Below are 18,519 nucleotides of genomic sequence, written 5' to 3'. Positions count from 1 at the left end.
CCCCTCGCGCTCCCCGGGATACTTGAGGACCAAAGATCTTCAAACGGGCCCTCTTTGGTCCTCAAGTATCCCGGGGTGAATGCGCCGCAGGCGCAGAGGGGCAGCGCCCCTTACTGCTTTGACTCCGGATTACATGTGCCGAAACGAAAAAGGGCGCGGTCACGGTGTCCGTGACGCACGCCCCTTAATCCGTAGACGAGTGTCCGACTAGGCGGACTTGTCCAGAATGACGCCGACAGATGCGGCGATCACGTCAACGTCGGCCAGACCGTCCACGCGCTGCAGCTTGCCCTTGGCGTGGTAGTAGCCAAGCAGCGGCGAGGTCTGCTTGTAATAGGCCAGCAGCCGCGTCTTGAGGCTTTCCTCGTTATCGTCCGCACGGCGCTTGAATTCTGTGCCGCCGCACTTGGTGCACTTGCCGTCGGCCGGGATCGGCTTAGTCTGGTCGTGGTAGACCTCGCCGCAGGTGCCGCAAGTCGAGCGGCCGACGATGCGGGCGACCAGCGCCTCGTCGCGGACGCGCAGTTCGATCACGCAGTTCAGCGTCTCGCCCATGTCGGCCATCAGCGCCTCGAGCGCGTCGGCCTGTGCCAGCGTGCGGGGGAAGCCGTCGAAGATGAAGCCGCCGCCGGACTCGCCGGATTCGAGCTTTTCGCGGATCAGGCCGATCACGATCTCATCGGTCACCAGATCGCCACGGTCCATCACCTCGGCGACCTTCTTGCCCATCTCCGTGCCGGAGGTGCGCGCTTCGCGAAGCATGTCGCCGGTCGACAGCTGAACCATGCCGCGTTTCTCGACCAGGATACGGGCCTGGGTTCCCTTGCCGGCGCCCGGCGGGCCGAGCAGAATGATGTTCATCTTGGACTGTCCCCTAAGCTTTCGGCGCGGGAGCTGTCCCGCGCCGTCTCCTCTCCAAATTAGTGCGCTCGTTTCAGCGCCGTGCCGGACCCTTTTTCGGGCGGCGTTTCCCGCGAAGCTGGGATTTCTCGATCAGGTCTTCGTACTGGTGCGCCAGAAGATGCGACTGGATCTGCTGCACCGTGTCCATCGACACCGACACCACGATCAGCACCGAGGTGCCGCCGAAGTAGAAGGGGATCGTGAACTGCGAGCGCAGGATCTCGGGCAGAAGGCAGACCGCCGTAAGGTAGGCCGCGCCAAGGACCAGAACCCGCGTCACCACGTAGTCGAGGTATTCCTCGGTCTTCTTGCCGGGACGGATGCCGGGAACGAAGCCGTTCTGCTTTTGCAGGTTCTCGGCCACGTCGTCCGTCTTGAACGAGACATTGAACGTATAGAAGAACGTGAAGAACACGATCATCGCCGCGAAGAACACAAGGTACAGCGGCTGGCCGGGGCCGAAGTAGGCCAGGATCGTCGACATCACGGGGCCGGTCTGGCTGCCCGAGAAGGTCGAGATCGTGGTCGGCAGCAGCAGCAGCGACGAGGCGAAGATCGCCGGGATGACGCCCGCCGGGTTGACCTTGATCGGCAGGTGGGACGACCCGCCTTCGTACATCTTCATCCCGGCCTGACGGCGCGGATACTGGATGTGGATCTTCCTGAGTGATCGTTCCATGAACACCACGAAGGCGATCACCGCGACCACCATGACGATCACGCCCACGATCACTGCCGGGCTCAGGGCGCCGGAGCGGCCCGAGGCGAAGAACTGTGCCAGCGCGGTCGGGATCTCGGCCACGATGCCCACGAAGATGATCAGCGAGATACCGTTGCCGATGCCGCGTGCGGTGATCTGTTCACCCAGCCACATCAGGAACATGGTGCCGCCGACCAGCGTGATCACCGTCGCGGCGCGGAAATACCAGCCCGGGTTGGTGGCCAGATCGCCCGCTTCCAGCGAAACGGCAAGGCCATAGCCCTGGAACAGCGCCAGCGCGACGGTGCCGTAGCGCGTCCACTGGTTCAGTTTCTTGCGGCCCTGCTCGCCCTCTTTCTTCATCTGCTCCAGCGCCGGCACCATTGCCGCCAGCAGCTGAACGATGATCGAGGCCGAGATGTAGGGCATGATGCCGAGGGCGAAGATGCCCATGCGGCTGATCGCGCCGCCGGTGAACATGTTCAGGACGCCACCAAGACCGGCGGTCGCCTGTTCCATGAACTCGCGCAGCGCGTTGCCATCGATGCCGGGCACCGGGATGTAGGTCCCAAGCCGGTAGACGATCAGCAGACCGATGGTGAAGAAAATCCGCTGCCGGAGCTCGGTCGCCTTACCAAAGGACGACCAGCTCATGTTCGCGGCCATTTGCTCGACTGCCGATGCCATGCGCGATCTCTCTCAAAGATGCGCCGCCTCACGGTCTCCCGGGGCGGCGCTTGGAAACACAGATAGCGATGTAAGCGCCAGTGACGGCGCTCACAACCACTTACTCGGCCGCTGCCGGGGTTTTGACGGTCAGCGAGCCGCCGGCCTTCTCGACCGCTTCGACCGCCGATTTCGACGCGCCGGTCACCTCGAGGGTCACCTTCGTGTCGAAGTCACCCTTGGCCAGCACGCGGACACCGTCCAGCTTGCGGCGGACAAGGCCGCTTTCGACCAGCACGTCCTCGGTGATCGCGGATTTCGCGTCGATCTTGCCGGCTTCGATGAACTTGGCGATCAGGCCAAGGTTCACGACGGCGAATTTCTTGCGGTTCGGCTTGTTGAAGCCGCGCTTCGGCAGGCGCTGGTACAACGGCATCTGGCCGCCCTCGTACCCTTTGATCGCCACACCCGAACGGGACTTTTGACCCTTGATACCACGGCCGGCCGTCTTGCCTTTGCCAGAGCCGGGGCCACGGCCCACACGCATGCGCTTTTTGTTCGCGCCGGGATTGTCCCGGAGTTCGTTCAGTTTCATTGTCGCTTCTCCTTGCCGGATGCGGCCCCCAGCGACGGATGGGCCGACCTCGGCGTTTCATAGAGTGTCGGATTCGGGCCCCCTCGGGACCACCGGAGGCGTATAGACGGGATCTGTGGGGCGATCAAGGGGCGCAGCCGTCGCAGCGCGTCGCGGCTTGGCACCGGCGTCCCGCCGTTCAATCGGTTGAATTCTGCCCGTGGGTGCGGCCTGCGCGGGGGCGGCTGCGATGCCTCCGCCACCCGGCATCGTGCTATGCGGCGTCGAGGCTGACGCCCACGATCAACTGCACAACGTACCCCTCGGCCTGCTCCGACACGTCGGCGACGGCCGCGCGACCGGCCCGCTGTGCGATCCTGTCGGCTGCGTTCATGGTATCGCGCGCCCGGTCACGGCCATAGGGCGCGGCGTTCGCATAAAGGGCCTCTGAAAGGTCGTCGGGAAAGAAGATCTGCCCGGTCAGCACGTTCGCGTCGTCCAGCCACACCTTGAAATGAATGTGTGTGGTGCGGCCGCGATACCAACCGGGATAGATCGTATCGAACTCGACCAGCCCGGTCGCGTCTGCCCTTTGCGTTCCGCGCAGAAACGTCTCGCCGGTCGCGCTGGACTGGCCCGCCTCGGCGCCGCCGAACGAAGAATAGACCCCCTGCGCGTCGCAATGCCAGACATCGACCCTGGCGCCGGGCAAAGGCGTGCAGGACGCGTCGACCACCTGCATCCGCAGAAGAACGGGAACGCCATCGCGGTCTTCTCGGATATCCCGGCGGACAAGCGCCTCGTCCAGATAATAGGGACCTTCGGTGACCTCGGGCATGATCGCGCACACATCGGTGTCCGACAGCAGGTCGGGTGCGGCTTGCGCAAGGGATGCGCGGGGCAGCATCGTGCCGGTGGCCGTGACAGCGATGCCGACAAGGGCAGCGCGGCGAGTGACGGGTTTGGTCGGGGACATGACCGTTCCTTTCGGTTTCGTGGTCTTGATCTGGTTCAACGGACGGCGTTGGCAATTCCGTCGCCGGTCATGCGCGACAGCCACCAAGTTTCAGTCCAGATCCGAGCTTAACGCCAATCGCGGCGCGCGGTCGCAGCCCGAGCCGATTGCAGCCCCCGGTGTCTGGTGCTTTACCGCCTGCATTGATCGTCGCGGAGCGCATTTTTGACGCGACGGAACGCCCATATTTCGCAACTTGCTCGGGAATCGCTTTGAAACCGCCCCTTCTCCGTCTCATTCCAATGTTTCGTTCCGCATGTAACAAGGCGGAGTCGACCATGTCAGAAGGCTGGACGATCAACGAAAATGACGACTGGTGGGTCCAGATGACCGCCGTGACGGCGGCTGATCCCGCTCACCTGAACGCCGTGGCGCAAACGCGCGACTGGGCCTTGCAGGACGAGGGCCAGCAGAAGGTGCTGCTGACGATGGCGGCGCACCCTGCCCTGTCGCTGGTGTCGGCGGTGTACCTGTACCAGATGTTCCCCGTCGCCGAACTGTCGGAACCCGCTTCGACCGAGGCAGAGCGCCGGATGCGCGACGCCATGTTGTCGGTCCCGGCGGCATTGCGGGACGGGCTGCGGAAGAACGCGTACAAACACGACCCCGACGGGTTCGTCGATCTGGAACGGTGCGCCAGCGTCGTGGCATTCGCCGACGCGCTGCCGCGCGACGACACGTCCGACTGGTCCGTGCCCGCGCAGGCCGTGCGTCAGGCGGCAGCGCTGGTTCGCTGGCGGACCGCATTGCGGCGGCCAGTTGCGTCAACCGATGTCCTGCACGACGCACGCGGGGACCGCACGACCATGCGCCGACGCGAGCCGGACGTGAAAGCCTATCTGCGATCGCCGCTGCGCGGTCGGGTGCGCCTGCACCCCACCCACCCGCTGGCCTACGTGGAACGCATGTTCATCAAGGGGCGGCAGGCGGCAGTGCCGTCCGAGGGCAACCGCCAGCCCTGATCCGGCGGGCGGGATCAAACCCGCCCCGGCTTGCCAACACCGACAAGCTTCTGAAACGAAAAACGCCGCGGACGAACCGCGGCGTTTTGTTTTGTCAGACAGCGAAGGTCGGCTTAGCCGCGCTCTTCGACGATCTCCACAAGATGGGGGATCTTGGCAACCATACCGCGGATCGCGGGGGTGTCTTCCAGTTCCCGAGTCTTGTGCATCTTGTTCAGGCCCAGCCCGATCAGCGTCTTGCGCTGAATTTCGGGGCGGCGGATCGGCGAGCCGATCTGTTTGACGACGATGGTCTTGGCCATGACTTACGCCTCCTCGGCGACTTGCGACGATTCCTGAGGCACGTCGTCCCGCTTGGGCAGGATGTCGGCCACTTTCTTGCCGCGGCGCTGCGCGACCTGACGGGGGCTGGATTCGCTCCGCAGCCCGTCGATGGTCGCACGGATCATGTTGTAGGGGTTCTGGGTGCCGATCGACTTGGCGACGACGTCCTGAACGCCCAGCATCTCGAACACGGCGCGCATCGGACCACCGGCGATGATACCAGTACCGGCGGGCGCGGTGCGCATGACGACGCGGCCAGCGCCGTGACGGCCGAAGACGTCATGGTGCAGGGTGCGGCCTTCGCGCAGCGGCACGCGGATCATTTGGCGCTTGGCTTGCTCGGTCGCCTTGCGGATGGCCTCGGGGACCTCCTTGGCCTTACCTTTGCCAAAGCCGACGCGGCCCTTCTGGTCGCCCACGACGACGAGCGCGGCAAAACCGAAACGCTTACCGCCTTTGACGGTTTTCGAAACGCGGTTGATCGCGACTAGGCGGTCGGCGAATTCCGGCGCTTCATCGCGGTCGCGACGGTTGCCCCGGTTGTTGGGTTCTCTGGCCATGCGGCCTCCTATTACGTGGCGCACCGGGCGCCGGTGATGTCCAATCCAAGTGAGCCGATGGCCCCCGGATCATCGGGGCGGACACGCCGCCCGCATAGTCCGAAGGGCGCGCATGACGCGCGCCCGACGAGATCAGAACTTCAGGCCGCCTTCGCGGGCCGCATCGGCCAGCGCTTTGACCTTGCCGTGGAACAGGAAGCCACCGCGATCGAAGTAGCATTCTTCGACGCCAGCTTTCTTGGCGCGCTCTGCAATCACCGTGCCCACCTTGGCGGCGGCTTCGACGTTGTTGCGGCCCACGACACCCAGGTCCTTCTCCATCGACGAAGCCGAAGCCAGGGTCACGCCCTGAACGTCGTCGATCAGCTGGACGCTGATGTTCTTGTTGGAACGATGAACCGACAGGCGCACGCGCCCGGCATTCATCTTGCGAAGCTTGTTCCGGACGCGCAGGCGGCGCTTCTGGAACAGTTCCCGTTTGGAAAGTGCCATTTATCCGGTCCTTACTTCTTCTTACCTTCCTTGCGGAAGATATATTCGTCTTTGTACTTGATGCCCTTGCCCTTGTAGGGCTCCGGCTTCCGCCATTCACGGATCTTCGCAGCGACCTCGCCGACCTGCTGCTGATCGTTGCCTTCGACAATGATCTCGGTCGGTTTCGGCGTGGTGACCGTGACGCCCTCGGGGACGTCGAAGTTCACCTCGTGGCTAAGACCAAGCGACAATTTCAGGACATTGCCCTGAGCCTGCGCACGGTAGCCGACGCCGTTGATCTCGAGCTCTTTCTTGAAGCCCTGGCTGACGCCGGTCACCAGGTTCGCGACCTGGGTCCGGGACATCCCCCACTGCTGCTTGGCACGCTTAGAGCTGCCGCGCGGCGTGACGTTTACGACGTTGTCTTCGACCGCGATGTTCACATCATCGGTCGCGGTGAAGCTGCGGGTGCCCTTCGGGCCCTTCACTTCAACGGTCTGGCCTGACACCTTGGCTTCTACGCCAGAGGGCAGCTCGACCGGTTTTTTCCCAATACGAGACATCAGCCCCTCCTTAGAAGACCGTGCAAAGAACCTCGCCGCCAACATTCTGGCTGCGGGCGCTTGCATCCGACATCACGCCTTTCGACGTGGAGACGATCGAGACGCCAAGGCCCTGACGGACCTGCGGGACGTCCTTGACGCTCATGTAGACCCGGCGACCGGGCTTCGACACGCGCTTCAGTTCACGGATGACCGGGGTGCCTTCGTAGTACTTCAGGCTGATTTCGATGGCCGGGTGGCCGTCGGCGGTCGTCGTGCTGTCATAGCCGCGGATGTAACCTTCGTCGGTCAGCACATCCAGGACCCAAGCGCGCAGCTTCGAGGCGGGGGTGACCACGGTGGACTTCCCGCGCATTTGCGCGTTCCGGATCCGGGTCAGCATATCTCCGAGAGGATCGTTCATTTCATACCCTCCTTACCAGCTCGACTTGACCATACCGGGGATCTGCCCGGCGGAGCCAAGTTCGCGCAGCATGATCCGCGAGATCTTCAGCTTGCGATAATACGCATGCGGACGACCGGTCAGCTGGCAACGGTTGTGAAGACGGGTGGCCGAGCTGTTGCGCGGCAGTTTCGCAAGCTTCAGGGAAGCGCGGAAACGCTCTTCCATCGGCTTGGATTCGTCGTTCACGATCTCTTTCAGCGAGGCGCGTTTGGCGGCGTACTTTTCCACCAGCTTCTGGCGCTTCTTCTCGCGTTCGATCATTGCTTTCTTAGCCATGATGTGTCGCTCCTTAAGCGGTGAACGGCATGTTGAAATGCTTCAACAGCGCCTTTGCTTCCGCGTCGTTCGACGCGTTGGTGGTGATGATGATGTCCATGCCCCAGACTTCGTCGACTTTGTCGAAGTCGATCTCGGGGAACACGATGTGTTCCTTGAGGCCCATCGCAAAGTTGCCACGGCCGTCGAACGACGGCTTCACGCCGCGGAAGTCGCGGACGCGCGGCAGCGCGATGGTGATCAGGCGATCGAGGAATTCATACATCCGGTCACCGCGCAGGGTGACTTTGGCGCCCAGCGGCATGTCCTCACGAACGCGGAAGCCGGCGATCGACTTCTTGGCGTTGGTGGTGATTGCCTTCTGGCCGGCGATCTTGGTCAGGTCTTCCTGAGCCGATTTCGCCTTCTTCGAGTCCTTAACGGCCTCGGCGCCACAGCCGATGTTCAGAACGACCTTCTCCAGCGAAGGGATCTGCATGTCGTTCTTGTAGCCGAACTCTTCCTTCATCGCGGCACGGATCGTGTCGACGTAAAGGGTGCGCAGGCGGGGTGTGTAGTTAGCAGCGTCCAGCATCAGATCACGTCTCCCGTGGTCTTGGCGAAACGCACCTTCTTGCCGTCTTCCATCTTGAAGCCGACGCGGGTGGCTTTGCCGTTTGCATCGAGGAAGGCCAGGTTCGACAGGTCGATGGGCATCGCCTGCGGACGGCGGCCGCCCTGCGTGGTCTGGGTCTGCTTGGTGTGGCGGATCGCGACGTTGATGCCTTCGACCACGGCCTTACCGGCTTTCGGGTCAACAGAGACGATCTCGCCTTCCTTGCCCTTGTCCTTGCCGGACAGGACGACGACCTTGTCGCCTTTTTTCAGTTTAGCGGCCATCTTACAGCACCTCCGGGGCGAGCGAGATGATCTTCATGAAGTTCTTGGCACGCAGTTCGCGCACGACCGGCCCGAAGATACGGGTACCAACCGGCTCACCTGCGTTGTTCAGGATGACGGCGGCGTTGCGGTCAAAGCGGATGGCGGTGCCGTCTTCACGACGAACTTCCTTGGCGGTGCGCACGACGACGGCCTTGCGGACGTCACCTTTCTTCACGCGGCCGCGCGGGATGGCTTCCTTGACGGAGACGACGATGATGTCGCCAACCGAAGCGTACTTACGCTTGGAACCACCCAGGACCTTGATGCACTGAACTTTCCGGGCACCGGAATTGTCAGCAACATCCAGATTGGTCTGCATCTGGATCATTTGGTTTCTCCCGACCTATGGGGGTTGGTCTTTGTTCTACCCCCCAGGGTTTCGATCAAACCGGATGGTGGGACCTTAGGCGGTCACCACCTCCCAGCGTTTCGACTTCGAGACCGGCGGGCATTCTTGAATGCGAACGGTATCGCCGACCTTGAATTGGTTTTCCGGATCGTGGGCCCGGTATTTCTTCGACTTCCGAACGGTCTTGTGCAGCAGCGGGTGCTTGAAGCGACGCTCGACCGAGACGGTGATCGTCTGGTCGTTCTTGTCCGAGGTGACAGTGCCTTGCAGGATACGTTTGGGCATAGTCTTACGCCTCCGACGCGGCGGCGGCCGCTTTTTCGTTCAGGATGGTCTTAACGCGCGCAACGTCGCGCTTCACCGTGCGCATGCGCGCCGTGCTTTCGAGCTGGCCCGAAGCCTGCTGGAAACGCAGGTTGAAGGCTTCTTTCTTGAGGTCGGCCAGTGCATCGCGCAGCTGGTCCGGCGTTTTGTCACGCAGTTCCTTGGCATCAAGTGCCATGTCATTTTCCTTTCAACATCACCGGAGCGCCCCTTGGCCGGGTTACGCTGATTCCGGTGGAGTTCGTGATAGAGCGCCGCGTCTACGACGATTGACGCCTCTTGGCAACCCCGCCTGTCCCGAAGCGACGGGAAAAGGCGGATTCAGCCCGCTAATACAGGGCACGCGGCCTTTGGCGGGTCCCGAAACAGGCCGCCTTGCGTCCCGCCTGTACGACGCCACGGAAACCGGCGAAAGCGGAAACCTTTGGAAGAAAATGGGAACCTCCCGCGGTCGGCGCGTGTTGGCGGTGCAGACACGAAACGGAGGACCAAGTTATGAAATCGATCCTTGTTAGCACGCTCGCCCTGACCATCGGCACCGCTGCCTTCGCGCAAAGCGACATGGCCGAAGGTGAAATGGATGGCGCCCGCGTCGATCTTTACAACATGGATCAAGCACAGCTGATCCGTACCCGCGACATCACTGGTGGCGAGATCTACACCATGAACGAAGCCAACGACGAAGGCTCGGCATGGGACATGGACACCACCTATAACGAAGTCGGCGCCGACTGGAACGAGATCGGTGAGATCGAAGACCTGATCCTTTCGGAAGAAGGCCAGCTGATCGGCATCGTGGCCGAGGTCGGCGGCTTCCTCGACATCGCGGACAAGCACGTGATGATCTCGGTCGAAGACGTGAAGCTGGTGCCGGTCGATGACAGCACCTACGTTTACGTCACCCGCTATAACGAGGAAGAACTGGAATCGATGGAAGACATCGACGAAGGCTTCTGGGACTGATTGAAGGGCATATAGCCCTGCCAAGGCGCGGCCCCTTCGGGGTCGCGCTTTTTCATGCCTGCATCCGAAAGCCGGGCGCCGGTCAGCCCCAGCTGTAGTTGAAGCTCACCGAGATCCGGTCATCCTCGGTCATGTTCATCGGCACCTCGTGCCGCAGCCAGCTTTCCCACAGCAGGACGTCGCCCACCGAAGGCTTCACATAGATGAAGGGCTTCAGCTCTTCCGGTGCGCCCTTAAGCCGCGTCGGCGCGGCCATCATCATCGGCAGGCGCGGATCTTCCAGTTTCAGGGCCGACGTCCCTTCGGGCATCGCGACATAGGTCGTGCCCGAGATCACCGAATGCGGGTGGATGTGGCTGGAGTGCGTTCCGCCCTCGGGCAGGATATTGATCCACAAGTCTTCCAGCACCAGCGCCTTGTCGCCCAGATCGAAGGCAAGTTCCTTGGCGAAGGCCGCGACATGGGCGTCGAGGCATTTCACCATTTCCGCGAAGATCGGGAACCGCCACGGCAGGTCGGTCAGCGAGGCGTAAGACGTATAGCCGGGATAGTCGTTCTGCTCGCACCACTCCTGCCCCGCCTCGTCATCCTCGGCGATGGTGTAGCAAGAGGCGAGCAGCTCGTCCTGATCCACCGCCCCGCCAAGATCGGACAGCGCGGATTGGTACAGGCGGGTGACGAAGAGAGAGCGGATCGTGGACATGGCGGCCTCGTGTGTTCGGGTCGGGACGATCCATAGGCGATGCGCCCACAAAAGGAAAAGGGCGGGATAACCCCGCCCTTCCAAGATTTCGTAGGATGGGGTTTTACCCCATACCCGCTTACCAGTCTTCGCGCTGAACGATACGCGACTTGATCGGCAGCTTCATCGCGGCAAGGCGCAGGGCCTCGCGGGCGATCGGCTCCGACACACCGTCGAGTTCGAACATCACGCGGCCGGGCTTGACCTTGCAGGCCCAGTAATCGACCGAACCCTTACCTTTACCCATCCGCACTTCGGTGGGCTTCGAGGTCACCGGGGTATCCGGGAAGATCCGGATCCAGACGCGGCCCTGACGCTTCATGTGACGCGTCATGGCACGACGAGCGGCCTCGATCTGGCGGGCAGTGATGCGTTCCGGCTGCGTGGCCTTAAGGCCGAACGTGCCGAAGTTCAGGTCGGAACCGCCCTTGGCTTCGCCACGGATCCGGCCCTTGTGCATCTTGCGGAATTTTGTGCGCTTCGGTTGCAGCATCTCTTAAACTCCTCAGTTGCGACGATCGCGGTCGCGACCACCGCCGGCGCCACGGGGCGCGGGACCTTCCTGAAGCTCCGCCTGACGACGATCACGAGCCGACGGGTCGTGCTCCATGATCTCGCCTTTGAAGATCCAGACTTTGATGCCGATGATGCCATAGGGCGTTTCGGCTTCGACGGTCGCATAGTCGATGTCGGCGCGCAGGGTGTGCAGCGGCACACGGCCTTCGCGATACCACTCGGTCCGGGCGATCTCGGCGCCGCCAAGGCGGCCCGCGACGTTGACCCGGATGCCCAGGGCACCCATCCGCATCGAGTTCTGCACCGCGCGCTTCATGGCGCGACGGAACGAAACACGACGTTCCAGCTGCTGAGCGATCGAGTCGGCCACCAGACGGGCGTCCAGCTCGGGCTTGCGAACCTCGACGATGTTGAGGTGCAGCTCGCTGTCGGTCATCTTCGCCAGCTTCTTGCGCAGGGTTTCGATATCGGCGCCTTTTTTGCCGATGATCACGCCCGGACGCGCGGTGTGGACCGTCACCCGGCACTTCTTGTGCGGGCGTTCGATGATGACGCGGCTGACGCCGGCCTGCTTGCATTCCTTCTCGATGAACTCACGGATCGCGACGTCTTCGAGCAGGAGGTTGCCGTAGTCTTTGGTGTCGGCGTACCAGCGGCTGTCCCAGGTGCGGTTCACCTGAAGGCGCATGCCGATCGGATTGACTTTATGACCCATTAGGCTTGCTCCTCGACCTGGCGGACCTTGATGGTAAGCTCCGAGAACGGCTTGTGGATCTTGCCGAACCGGCCACGCGCCCGCGGACGGCCACGCTTCATGATCAGGTTCTTACCGACCCAGGCTTCGGCGACGACGAGTTCGTCGACGTCAAGGCCGTGGTTGTTCTCGGCGTTGGCGATCGCGGACTGAAGGCATTTCTTCACGTCCTCGGCAATCCGCTTACGGCTGAAGGTCAGGTCGTTCAGAGCCTTGTCGACCTTCTTGCCGCGGATCATCGCCGCAACCAGGTTCAGTTTCTGAGGGGAAGTACGCAGCATGCGCAGCTTCGCCATCGCTTCGTTCTCCGCCACGCGGCGCGGATTCTTTTCCTTACCCATGACGCTTACTTCCTCTTGGCTTTCTTGTCGGCGGCGTGACCGTAGTAGGTCCGCGTCGGCGCGTATTCCCCGAACTTCTGGCCGATCATGTCCTCGGTCACGTTGACCGGGATATGTTTCTTGCCGTTGTAGACCCCAAAGGTGAGGCCCACGAACTGGGGAAGAATGGTCGAGCGACGCGACCAAATCTTGATGACTTCGTTGCGGCTCGCGGATTGAGCCTTTTCGGCCTTCTTGAGGACGTAAGCGTCAACAAAGGGGCCTTTCCAAACTGCACGTGACATATGTTAGCGGCCCTTCTTCCTGGCGTGACGCGAACGGATGATCAGCTTCGACGAAGCCTTCTTGCGGCTGCGCGTCTTTGCACCTTTGGTCGGCTTGCCCCACGGGGTCACCGGGTGACGACCGCCCGAAGTCCGGCCTTCACCACCGCCGTGGGGGTGATCGATCGGGTTCATGACGACACCGCGGACCGACGGGCGCTTGCCATAGTGGCGCATCCGGCCGGCTTTACCGAAGTTCTGGTTCGAGTTGTCGGGGTTCGACACGGCACCAACAGTGGCCATGCATTCCTGACGGACCATGCGCAGTTCGCCCGAGGACAGGCGGATCTGGGCGTAGCCACCGTCGCGACCGACGAACTGGGCGTAGGTGCCAGCAGCACGAGCGATCTGACCGCCCTTGCCGGGCTTCATCTCGACGTTGTGGACGATGGTACCGATCGGCAGGCCCGAGAACGGCATCGCGTTGCCCGGCTTAATGTCGGCCTTGGCCGACGCGACGACCTTGTCGCCAACGCCAAGACGCTGCGGGGCCAGGATGTAGGCCTGCTCGCCGTCGTTGTACTGCACCAGCGCGATGAACGCGGTCCGGTTGGGGTCATATTCGATGCGGACGATTACGCCCTCGACGTCAAACTTGTTCCGCTTGAAGTCGACGATACGGTAGAGCCGCTTCGCTCCGCCACCACGGCGGCGCTGGGTAATACGTCCGGTGTTGTTCCGGCCGCCCTTCTTCGTCAGACCCTCGGTGAGGGACTTGACAGGACGTCCTTTCCACAGCTCCGAACGGTCGATCAGCACCAGCCCGCGCTGGCCCGGCGTCGTCGGCTTGTACGACTTGAGTGCCATGCTTTCTGTCTTCCGTTTAGCAATGCGGACCTTTGCGGCCCGCTATGTTTGGGCATCCCCGTACCGGGTGGGGTGCCGTGGTATAGGGCCCCGAAGGTCCCCGATGATGCGCCGCCGCACGAAAAACGAAGCCCCGGACGAATCCGGGGCAGCGGCGGATGTGGCCGTTTAGAGGATCGCCCGGGTTACGTCAAGTCGACGCCCCGGGATTCACGGCGTCGGGGCAGATGGCGGCCCCTGCCCGTCCCCGGCCTAGCCGTCCTGCATCTCGCGCCGGCGCATCGGCATCGCGTCGATCACGCCGAACAGTTCGTCGACATCTATAAAGGCCGAGCGGTTCAGCTTCACGGTGCCGTCCTTGCCCACAAGCACCATCGCGAAACCGCCCACGCCAAGCCCGGACCGGATGGCACCGCCCGCCCCGGGGTTTGTGTCGGTCAGCACGACGATATCGCGTTCGGCAAGCCCCGCTGCGGCAGCGGCAAGGCGTGCCCGCGCCGTGGCAAGCGTCGGGTCCAGATCATCCTCGGCGAAGAGCAGGACGACGCGTTTGTCCCAGCGATAGACGTCAAGGTTCGGCGTCGCCGAGTCCAGCGGACGGAACAGGGCCGCCGCCGTGTCGGACTGGGCCGCTCCGCCGCCTGTGGCGGTCGCGGCGCCCAGCACGAAGGCAAGGGGGCGTAGGATCGTGGGTGTCACCGGCATGTCGTTTGCTCCGTCGTCGCATGGCTGCGTGTTGTTCAGTCTACGCAGAGGAGTAGTGGGCGGTTCAGTTACAGACCGGCGCCGATGTGCGGACGGGGACGGATGGAGTGAAAGCCCATCCTACGCCGGGACCGCGGCCAGCCTTTCACGGATGTGCCTGGGAACCAGGCGGGCGGACGAGATCCGGAGCTCGCCACGCTCCGGGCCCGGAGTGTCCGCACCATGAAGCCGGCGGTATTCAAGGTAGTTGTCGAACCGGCACCGCGTCCCGGTGTCAAGGAACGTCTCTGCCGGGGCCCCCTCGGCCAGGATCAGATCGTGGCCTTCTGTCTCGACGTGGTAGTACGTCTCGCGGTAGCGAAGCGTCTCTACCGGCTCGACCGTGACGGTCGTCCCGTTGACCAGCGCGCCCGCGTTGATGATCAACCCGTCGATCATCAGCCCATGCTCTTTGGTCAGGACGAGATCTCGCCGCGGCATTCCGTCAGCCAGAGCACCGGCAGCCACCCGGACAGGAGAGAACCGGTTCGGATCGGTAAGCAGCCGGTGCATCGATTGGCGGCCCACCCACTTGACCGGGACAGTCCGGCCATCCACCGTCAGGATCGGATCACCCGGACGCAGCGACTCGACGGCTTTGGTTCCGCAAGGCGTGCCGATCGCCGTGCCTGTTGCAAAGCAAACCGTGTCGACCACAAAGTCCTCTTCTTGATCCCTAAGCACGAACGTAATCGTATCTGTATCCGCGTCGATATTCGGCTGCGTCGGGTCGGACGTCACCGTCAGCGTCACAGATTCACCTGCGAGGTCGTCCTGCCCCCAGAGGACAGTCACGAGGAAGGTCCCGGATTCCTGATCGCTAACGCCAACCGTGAAAGGACTCGTCACATAGGTGGGCGTAATGATCAGATCAGGCTCGGGCTCCAAGATGAAAGTGGTTTCACTCGAGCCATCGAAGTCAAATTCAAACGACAGTGCTTGTGTGTTATCAGACTGCGTAGTCTTCAGATAAACGACGTAGTCGGGATCCTCGGAAGAGGCCATGTCGAAGTCGTCGTCGTTGAACGTCTCGATCGTGGCTCCGAGCGTGTAATTTACATCAAGTTGCTCTACCCAAATTCCCATCTGTGGTCCTCACCTGTGTCGCCGGTCCTGCTGGTCGCAACCCCGCCGGTTTGAAATGCTGTGATGTCGAGAAAATCCCGGTGAACCGTCCCGTTCTCTGCCCTGTTCAGTTCCGTGATCGACCTGATTGACCGCCCCTGCCCCACCCGCAAGAACCGGACACTGCCGCTATCGCGAAAACCCGTGGTAACCAGCCAGCGCCGGACCTCCATGTTCAGACGCGGGATAGCGAAGGGCGCGATCCAGTCGATGACCCATTTTTGTGGTCCGCTCCACCAGTCCTGGATCCGCAGCGGTTTGCGGTCGACGACATATCGCCGCTCTGCCTCCGGGCTTAACGAGGCCCATGACAGCGCCAGCCGAGGCACGCCATCAGCACGGAAACACCAGTATTGGTTCAGCGCGATCGGCGTTTCCCACCAGTGACGCAGCGTGTCCGTCGGCGCGCGGGAATGAACCGGCGAGCGCCCTGCAAGAAAAGCAATTTCACCAAGGGCCGACAGCGTAATGGCGTCCGGGTGGTCGGGCTGAATGGTCTTCGAAGACATCGTCAAACAGCTCTGAAAAATATTGTTAATTAACCATGCATGAAACTTTGCATGTATCAAGCTCTATGGTGGTGCCAGAACGATTTGCTCGCCCATACGGCACCTCTCCGCAGAGCATTCAGCCGTGTGGCCGCGCCAAAGCGAAAGGGCCCCGCTTTCGCTGAGGCCCTTCCGAATTCGTAGGGTGGGTTTTCAACCCACCTGCCCGATCACAGACCAGTGGTCACGTCGATCGTGTTGCCCTCTTCAAGGGTAACATAGGCTTTCTTGACGTCCTTCCGCTTGCCGGGACGGCCGCGGAACCGCTTCACCTTGCCTTTGGTGATGGTGGTGTTGACCGCCTTCACCTTGACACCGAACAGGCCTTCGACCGCTTCGCGGATCTGCGGCTTGGTCGACGCCATCGCCACTTCGAAGACAACGGCGTTGGCTTCGGAAGCCATCGTCGCCTTCTCGGTGATGATCGGCTTGCGGATCACGTCGTAGAGTTCTGCTTTGCTCATTTCAGGCGAGCCTCCAGGGCTTCGACACCGGCCTTCGTGATCACCAGAGTGTCACGGCGCAGGATGTCGTACACGTTGGCACCGACAGAGGGCAGCACGTCCACACCATCGATGTTGGCCGCGGCGCGGGCGAAGCCCTCGTTCACGGTCGCACCGTCGATGATCAGCGCACGCTTCCAGCCAAGCGACTTGATCTGCTTGGCCAGCGCCGAGGTCTTGCCCTCGGACTCGGCGGAGTCGAGGATGACCAGCGAGCCTTCCTTGAGCTTGGCCGACAGCGCGTGCTTCAGGCCCAGCTTGCGGAATTTCTTCGGCAGTTCATGAGCGTGGCTGCGCGGGGTCGGACCCTTGTAGATACCACCCTTCCGGAAGATCGGCGCGTTACGGTCACCGTGGCGAGCGCCGCCGGTGCCTTTTTGGCGATAGATCTTCTTGGTCGAATAGCTGGTCTCGGACCGGGTCTTGACCTTGTGCGTGCCCTGCTGGTCACGCGCGCGCTGCCAGCGCACGACGCGGTGCAGGATGTCGGCACGGGGCTCCAGGCCGAAGATCTCGTCGTCGAGATCCACGGAACCCGCAGCGGCGCCATCCAGTTTGAGGACGTCGGTCTTCATTTCTCTTCGCCTCCTTCCGAAGCGGCGTCGCCATCTTCGGACTTCTCGGCCTCGATCGAGGCTTCGGCTTCCTTCAGCGCGGCTTCCTCGGCTGCGGCCTGCTCGGCGGCAAGGCGTTCGGCTTCGGCTGCCTCGGCGGCGGCGGCTTCCTCGGCGGCCTGAGCGGCAAGGCGCTCGGCTTCCTCAGCGGCCGACTTCAGCGCGGCGGGATAGATCACGTTCTCGGGCGTCGGCTTCTTGACCGCGTCCTTGATGGTGACCCAGCCGCCCTTGTGGCCGGGAACGGCGCCTTTGACCATGATCAGGCCACGGTCGGCGTCGGTCTTGACGACCTGCAGGTTCTGCGTGGTCACGCGGGCAGCGCCCATGTGGCCGGCCATCTTCTTGCCTTTGAACACGCGGCCCGGGTCCTGACACTGACCGGTCGAGCCGTGCGAACGGTGGCTGATCGACACGCCGTGCGAGGCGCGCAGACCACCGAAGTTGTGACGCTTCATGGCACCGGCGAAACCTTTACCGATCGAGGTGCCCGACACGTCGACGAACTGACCTTCGAAGTAGTGGTTCGCGGTGATTTCCTCGCCCACGTTGATCAGGTTCTCGGGGGCAACCCGGAACTCGGCGATCTTCCGCTTCGGTTCGACCTTCGCGGCGGCGAAAACGCCGCGCATCGGGGCCGAGGTCCGTTTGGCCTTGGCGGTGCCGGCACCCAGCTGAACGGCGCTGTAGCCGTCCTTCTCGACGGTGCGCATCGCCACGACCTGCAGCTTGTCCAGCTGCAGAACGGTGACGGGCACCTGCTTGCCGTCTTCCTGGAAGATACGGGTCATCCCGACCTTCTTTGCGATAACTCCAGAGCGCAACATTGTCCGTTACCCCCCTTAAACCGAGATCTGCACGTCGACGCCGGCAGCGAGGTCGAGCTTCATCAGCGCGTCCACGGTCTGCGGGGTCGGGTCCACGATGTCCAGAAGGCGCTTGTGGGTACGAATTTCCCACTGGTCACGCGACTTCTTGTCGACGTGCGGACCGCGCAGAACGGTGAACTTCTCGATCTTGTTCGGCAGCGGGATCGGCCCGCGCACCTGGGCACCGGTCCGCTTGGCGGTGTTGACGATTTCCTGCGTGCTGGCATCCAGCACACGGTAATCGAACGCCTTCAGGCGGATACGGATGTTTTGGCTTTGAACTGCCATTTTCTTTTCCTTTTCAGTTGAGAGGAGGGGCGGATCATCCGCCCCTCATCGAACCGGTTTCAGCCCGAAGGCCGGTGGTCCGGGCTTTCGGCGACCCCGTGGGGTCGCCCGCCGCCCGGATGGCGAGCTTGCGGGGGCAGAAGCCCTGCTTACTCGACGATTTCCGACACGACGCCGGCGCCGACGGTGCGGCCACCTTCGCGGATGGCGAAGCGCAGGCCGTTTTCCATCGCGATCGGCGCGATCAGTTCAACCGAGAACGACACGTTGTCGCCCGGCATCACCATCTCGGTGCCTTCGGCCAGCGTCACGGTGCCGGTCACGTC

General features: G+C 62.6%; 31 protein-coding genes. 2 read left to right on the top strand and 29 right to left on the bottom strand.

The genetic code is table 11. The features are described from left to right. Positions 1-207: 207 nt before the first annotated feature. The 4 genes from P1K30_RS13790 to P1K30_RS13775 all read right to left on the bottom strand — a co-directional run bounded on the left by P1K30_RS13790 (position 208) and on the right by P1K30_RS13775 (position 3,819). A complete protein-coding gene (locus tag P1K30_RS13790; protein ID WP_275633333.1) occupies positions 208-861 on the bottom strand; it encodes an adenylate kinase in 654 nt (217 codons plus the stop codon). Between the two features lie 73 nt (positions 862-934). Beyond that, a complete protein-coding gene (gene secY, locus P1K30_RS13785) occupies positions 935-2,290 on the bottom strand; it encodes a preprotein translocase subunit SecY (protein WP_275633332.1) in 1,356 nt (451 codons plus the stop codon). A gap of 100 nt (positions 2,291-2,390) precedes the next feature. Continuing rightward, on the bottom strand, positions 2,391-2,864 hold the full coding sequence (rplO, locus tag P1K30_RS13780) for a 50S ribosomal protein L15 (protein ID WP_275633331.1): 474 nt from the start codon (positions 2,862-2,864) through the stop codon (positions 2,391-2,393). Between the two features lie 253 nt (positions 2,865-3,117). After that, entirely contained in the window at positions 3,118-3,819 is a 702-nt protein-coding gene (locus P1K30_RS13775) for an intradiol ring-cleavage dioxygenase (RefSeq protein WP_275633330.1), read from the bottom strand. Between the two features lie 317 nt (positions 3,820-4,136). Here P1K30_RS13775 and P1K30_RS13770 point away from each other — a divergent pair, with 317 nt between their 5' ends. Further along, entirely contained in the window at positions 4,137-4,820 is a 684-nt protein-coding gene (locus tag P1K30_RS13770; RefSeq protein WP_275633329.1) for a hypothetical protein, read from the top strand. Between the two features lie 113 nt (positions 4,821-4,933). On the opposite strand, the gene rpmD is transcribed toward P1K30_RS13770, so the two are convergent. The 11 genes from rpmD to rpmC form a co-directional block, all read right to left on the bottom strand. Then, a complete protein-coding gene (rpmD, locus tag P1K30_RS13765) occupies positions 4,934-5,122 on the bottom strand; it encodes a 50S ribosomal protein L30 (protein ID WP_172296337.1) in 189 nt (62 codons plus the stop codon). Positions 5,123-5,125: 3 nt separating this feature from the next. After that, complete coding sequence (gene rpsE, locus P1K30_RS13760; protein ID WP_275633328.1) at positions 5,126-5,704, bottom strand: 30S ribosomal protein S5; 579 nt, start codon at positions 5,702-5,704, stop codon at positions 5,126-5,128. Positions 5,705-5,836: 132 nt separating this feature from the next. Next, positions 5,837-6,196, bottom strand: coding sequence for a 50S ribosomal protein L18 (gene rplR, locus P1K30_RS13755; protein WP_275633327.1), 360 nt, complete (start codon positions 6,194-6,196; stop codon positions 5,837-5,839). A gap of 11 nt (positions 6,197-6,207) precedes the next feature. Then, on the bottom strand, positions 6,208-6,741 hold the full coding sequence (rplF, locus tag P1K30_RS13750; protein ID WP_275633326.1) for a 50S ribosomal protein L6: 534 nt from the start codon (positions 6,739-6,741) through the stop codon (positions 6,208-6,210). Positions 6,742-6,751: 10 nt separating this feature from the next. Beyond that, positions 6,752-7,144 carry a 30S ribosomal protein S8 gene (gene rpsH / locus P1K30_RS13745; protein WP_275633325.1) on the bottom strand — a complete coding sequence of 131 codons (393 nt, stop codon included), beginning with the start codon at positions 7,142-7,144 and terminating at the stop codon, positions 6,752-6,754. Between the two features lie 12 nt (positions 7,145-7,156). Further along, positions 7,157-7,462, bottom strand: a complete 306-nt coding sequence (gene rpsN, locus P1K30_RS13740) for a 30S ribosomal protein S14 (RefSeq protein WP_275633324.1) — start codon at positions 7,460-7,462, stop codon at positions 7,157-7,159. A 13-nt stretch (positions 7,463-7,475) separates the two neighbouring features. Continuing rightward, positions 7,476-8,036, bottom strand: coding sequence for a 50S ribosomal protein L5 (gene rplE, locus P1K30_RS13735; protein WP_275633323.1), 561 nt, complete (start codon positions 8,034-8,036; stop codon positions 7,476-7,478). After that, a complete protein-coding gene (rplX, locus tag P1K30_RS13730; RefSeq protein ID WP_275633322.1) occupies positions 8,036-8,341 on the bottom strand; it encodes a 50S ribosomal protein L24 in 306 nt (101 codons plus the stop codon). The genes rplE and rplX overlap by 1 nt, the downstream gene beginning before the upstream one ends. A 1-nt stretch (position 8,342) precedes the next feature. Then, the gene (rplN, locus tag P1K30_RS13725; RefSeq protein ID WP_137793019.1) at positions 8,343-8,711 is read right to left on the bottom strand and encodes a 50S ribosomal protein L14; all 369 of its coding nucleotides are present in this window, start codon (positions 8,709-8,711) and stop codon (positions 8,343-8,345) included. Positions 8,712-8,786: 75 nt separating this feature from the next. Further along, positions 8,787-9,017: a 30S ribosomal protein S17 gene (gene rpsQ / locus P1K30_RS13720; RefSeq protein WP_275633321.1), complete on the bottom strand. Its 231-nt coding sequence runs from the start codon at positions 9,015-9,017 to the stop codon at positions 8,787-8,789. Between the two features lie 4 nt (positions 9,018-9,021). Further along, positions 9,022-9,234, bottom strand: a complete 213-nt coding sequence (gene rpmC / locus P1K30_RS13715) for a 50S ribosomal protein L29 (RefSeq protein WP_275633320.1) — start codon at positions 9,232-9,234, stop codon at positions 9,022-9,024. A gap of 317 nt (positions 9,235-9,551) precedes the next feature. Here rpmC and P1K30_RS13710 point away from each other — a divergent pair, with 317 nt between their 5' ends. Next, positions 9,552-10,019 carry a PRC-barrel domain-containing protein gene (locus tag P1K30_RS13710; protein WP_275633319.1) on the top strand — a complete coding sequence of 156 codons (468 nt, stop codon included), beginning with the start codon at positions 9,552-9,554 and terminating at the stop codon, positions 10,017-10,019. Between the two features lie 82 nt (positions 10,020-10,101). Here the strand turns inward: P1K30_RS13710 and P1K30_RS13705 are convergent, their stop codons facing one another. From P1K30_RS13705 to P1K30_RS13640, 14 genes are all read right to left on the bottom strand, one after another. After that, entirely contained in the window at positions 10,102-10,722 is a 621-nt protein-coding gene (locus P1K30_RS13705) for a 2OG-Fe(II) oxygenase family protein (RefSeq protein ID WP_275633318.1), read from the bottom strand. 118 nt (positions 10,723-10,840) lie between these two features. Further along, entirely contained in the window at positions 10,841-11,254 is a 414-nt protein-coding gene (gene rplP, locus P1K30_RS13700) for a 50S ribosomal protein L16 (RefSeq protein WP_275633317.1), read from the bottom strand. A gap of 12 nt (positions 11,255-11,266) precedes the next feature. Further along, entirely contained in the window at positions 11,267-11,992 is a 726-nt protein-coding gene (gene rpsC, locus P1K30_RS13695) for a 30S ribosomal protein S3 (RefSeq protein ID WP_275633316.1), read from the bottom strand. Next, a complete protein-coding gene (rplV, locus tag P1K30_RS13690; RefSeq protein WP_275633315.1) occupies positions 11,992-12,372 on the bottom strand; it encodes a 50S ribosomal protein L22 in 381 nt (126 codons plus the stop codon). Before rplV ends, rpsC begins: the two co-directional genes overlap by 1 nt. Before the next feature lie 5 nt (positions 12,373-12,377). Beyond that, complete coding sequence (gene rpsS, locus P1K30_RS13685; RefSeq protein WP_275633314.1) at positions 12,378-12,656, bottom strand: 30S ribosomal protein S19; 279 nt, start codon at positions 12,654-12,656, stop codon at positions 12,378-12,380. A 3-nt stretch (positions 12,657-12,659) separates the two neighbouring features. Beyond that, positions 12,660-13,502, bottom strand: coding sequence for a 50S ribosomal protein L2 (gene rplB, locus P1K30_RS13680; protein WP_275633313.1), 843 nt, complete (start codon positions 13,500-13,502; stop codon positions 12,660-12,662). Positions 13,503-13,754: 252 nt separating this feature from the next. Continuing rightward, positions 13,755-14,207 (bottom strand): DUF4174 domain-containing protein, encoded by a 453-nt coding sequence (locus P1K30_RS13675; RefSeq protein WP_275633312.1) that lies wholly within the window; start codon positions 14,205-14,207, stop codon positions 13,755-13,757. A gap of 120 nt (positions 14,208-14,327) precedes the next feature. Further along, positions 14,328-15,332, bottom strand: coding sequence for a Hint domain-containing protein (locus tag P1K30_RS13670; protein WP_275633311.1), 1,005 nt, complete (start codon positions 15,330-15,332; stop codon positions 14,328-14,330). Beyond that, on the bottom strand, positions 15,317-15,880 hold the full coding sequence (locus P1K30_RS13665) for a toxin-activating lysine-acyltransferase (RefSeq protein ID WP_275633310.1): 564 nt from the start codon (positions 15,878-15,880) through the stop codon (positions 15,317-15,319). The genes P1K30_RS13670 and P1K30_RS13665 overlap by 16 nt, the downstream gene beginning before the upstream one ends. A gap of 209 nt (positions 15,881-16,089) precedes the next feature. Continuing rightward, the gene (locus tag P1K30_RS13660) at positions 16,090-16,383 is read right to left on the bottom strand and encodes a 50S ribosomal protein L23 (RefSeq protein ID WP_275633309.1); all 294 of its coding nucleotides are present in this window, start codon (positions 16,381-16,383) and stop codon (positions 16,090-16,092) included. Further along, positions 16,380-16,997 carry a 50S ribosomal protein L4 gene (rplD, locus tag P1K30_RS13655; RefSeq protein WP_275633308.1) on the bottom strand — a complete coding sequence of 206 codons (618 nt, stop codon included), beginning with the start codon at positions 16,995-16,997 and terminating at the stop codon, positions 16,380-16,382. The genes P1K30_RS13660 and rplD overlap by 4 nt, the downstream gene beginning before the upstream one ends. Then, positions 16,994-17,863, bottom strand: a complete 870-nt coding sequence (rplC, locus tag P1K30_RS13650; protein WP_275633307.1) for a 50S ribosomal protein L3 — start codon at positions 17,861-17,863, stop codon at positions 16,994-16,996. Before rplC ends, rplD begins: the two co-directional genes overlap by 4 nt. A 15-nt stretch (positions 17,864-17,878) precedes the next feature. Further along, on the bottom strand, positions 17,879-18,193 hold the full coding sequence (rpsJ, locus tag P1K30_RS13645; RefSeq protein ID WP_224813467.1) for a 30S ribosomal protein S10: 315 nt from the start codon (positions 18,191-18,193) through the stop codon (positions 17,879-17,881). 149 nt (positions 18,194-18,342) lie between these two features. Next, on the bottom strand, positions 18,343-18,519 hold a 177-nt coding region (locus tag P1K30_RS13640), incomplete at its 5' end, for an EF-Tu C-terminal domain-related protein (protein ID WP_476748546.1).

The sequence above is a fragment of the Psychromarinibacter halotolerans genome (assembly GCF_029168315.1).
Lineage (GTDB): Bacteria > Pseudomonadota > Alphaproteobacteria > Rhodobacterales > Rhodobacteraceae > Psychromarinibacter > Psychromarinibacter halotolerans.
The sequence above is the reverse complement of the archived record's forward strand: the minus strand, read 5'-3'. Positions and strand labels throughout refer to the sequence as shown.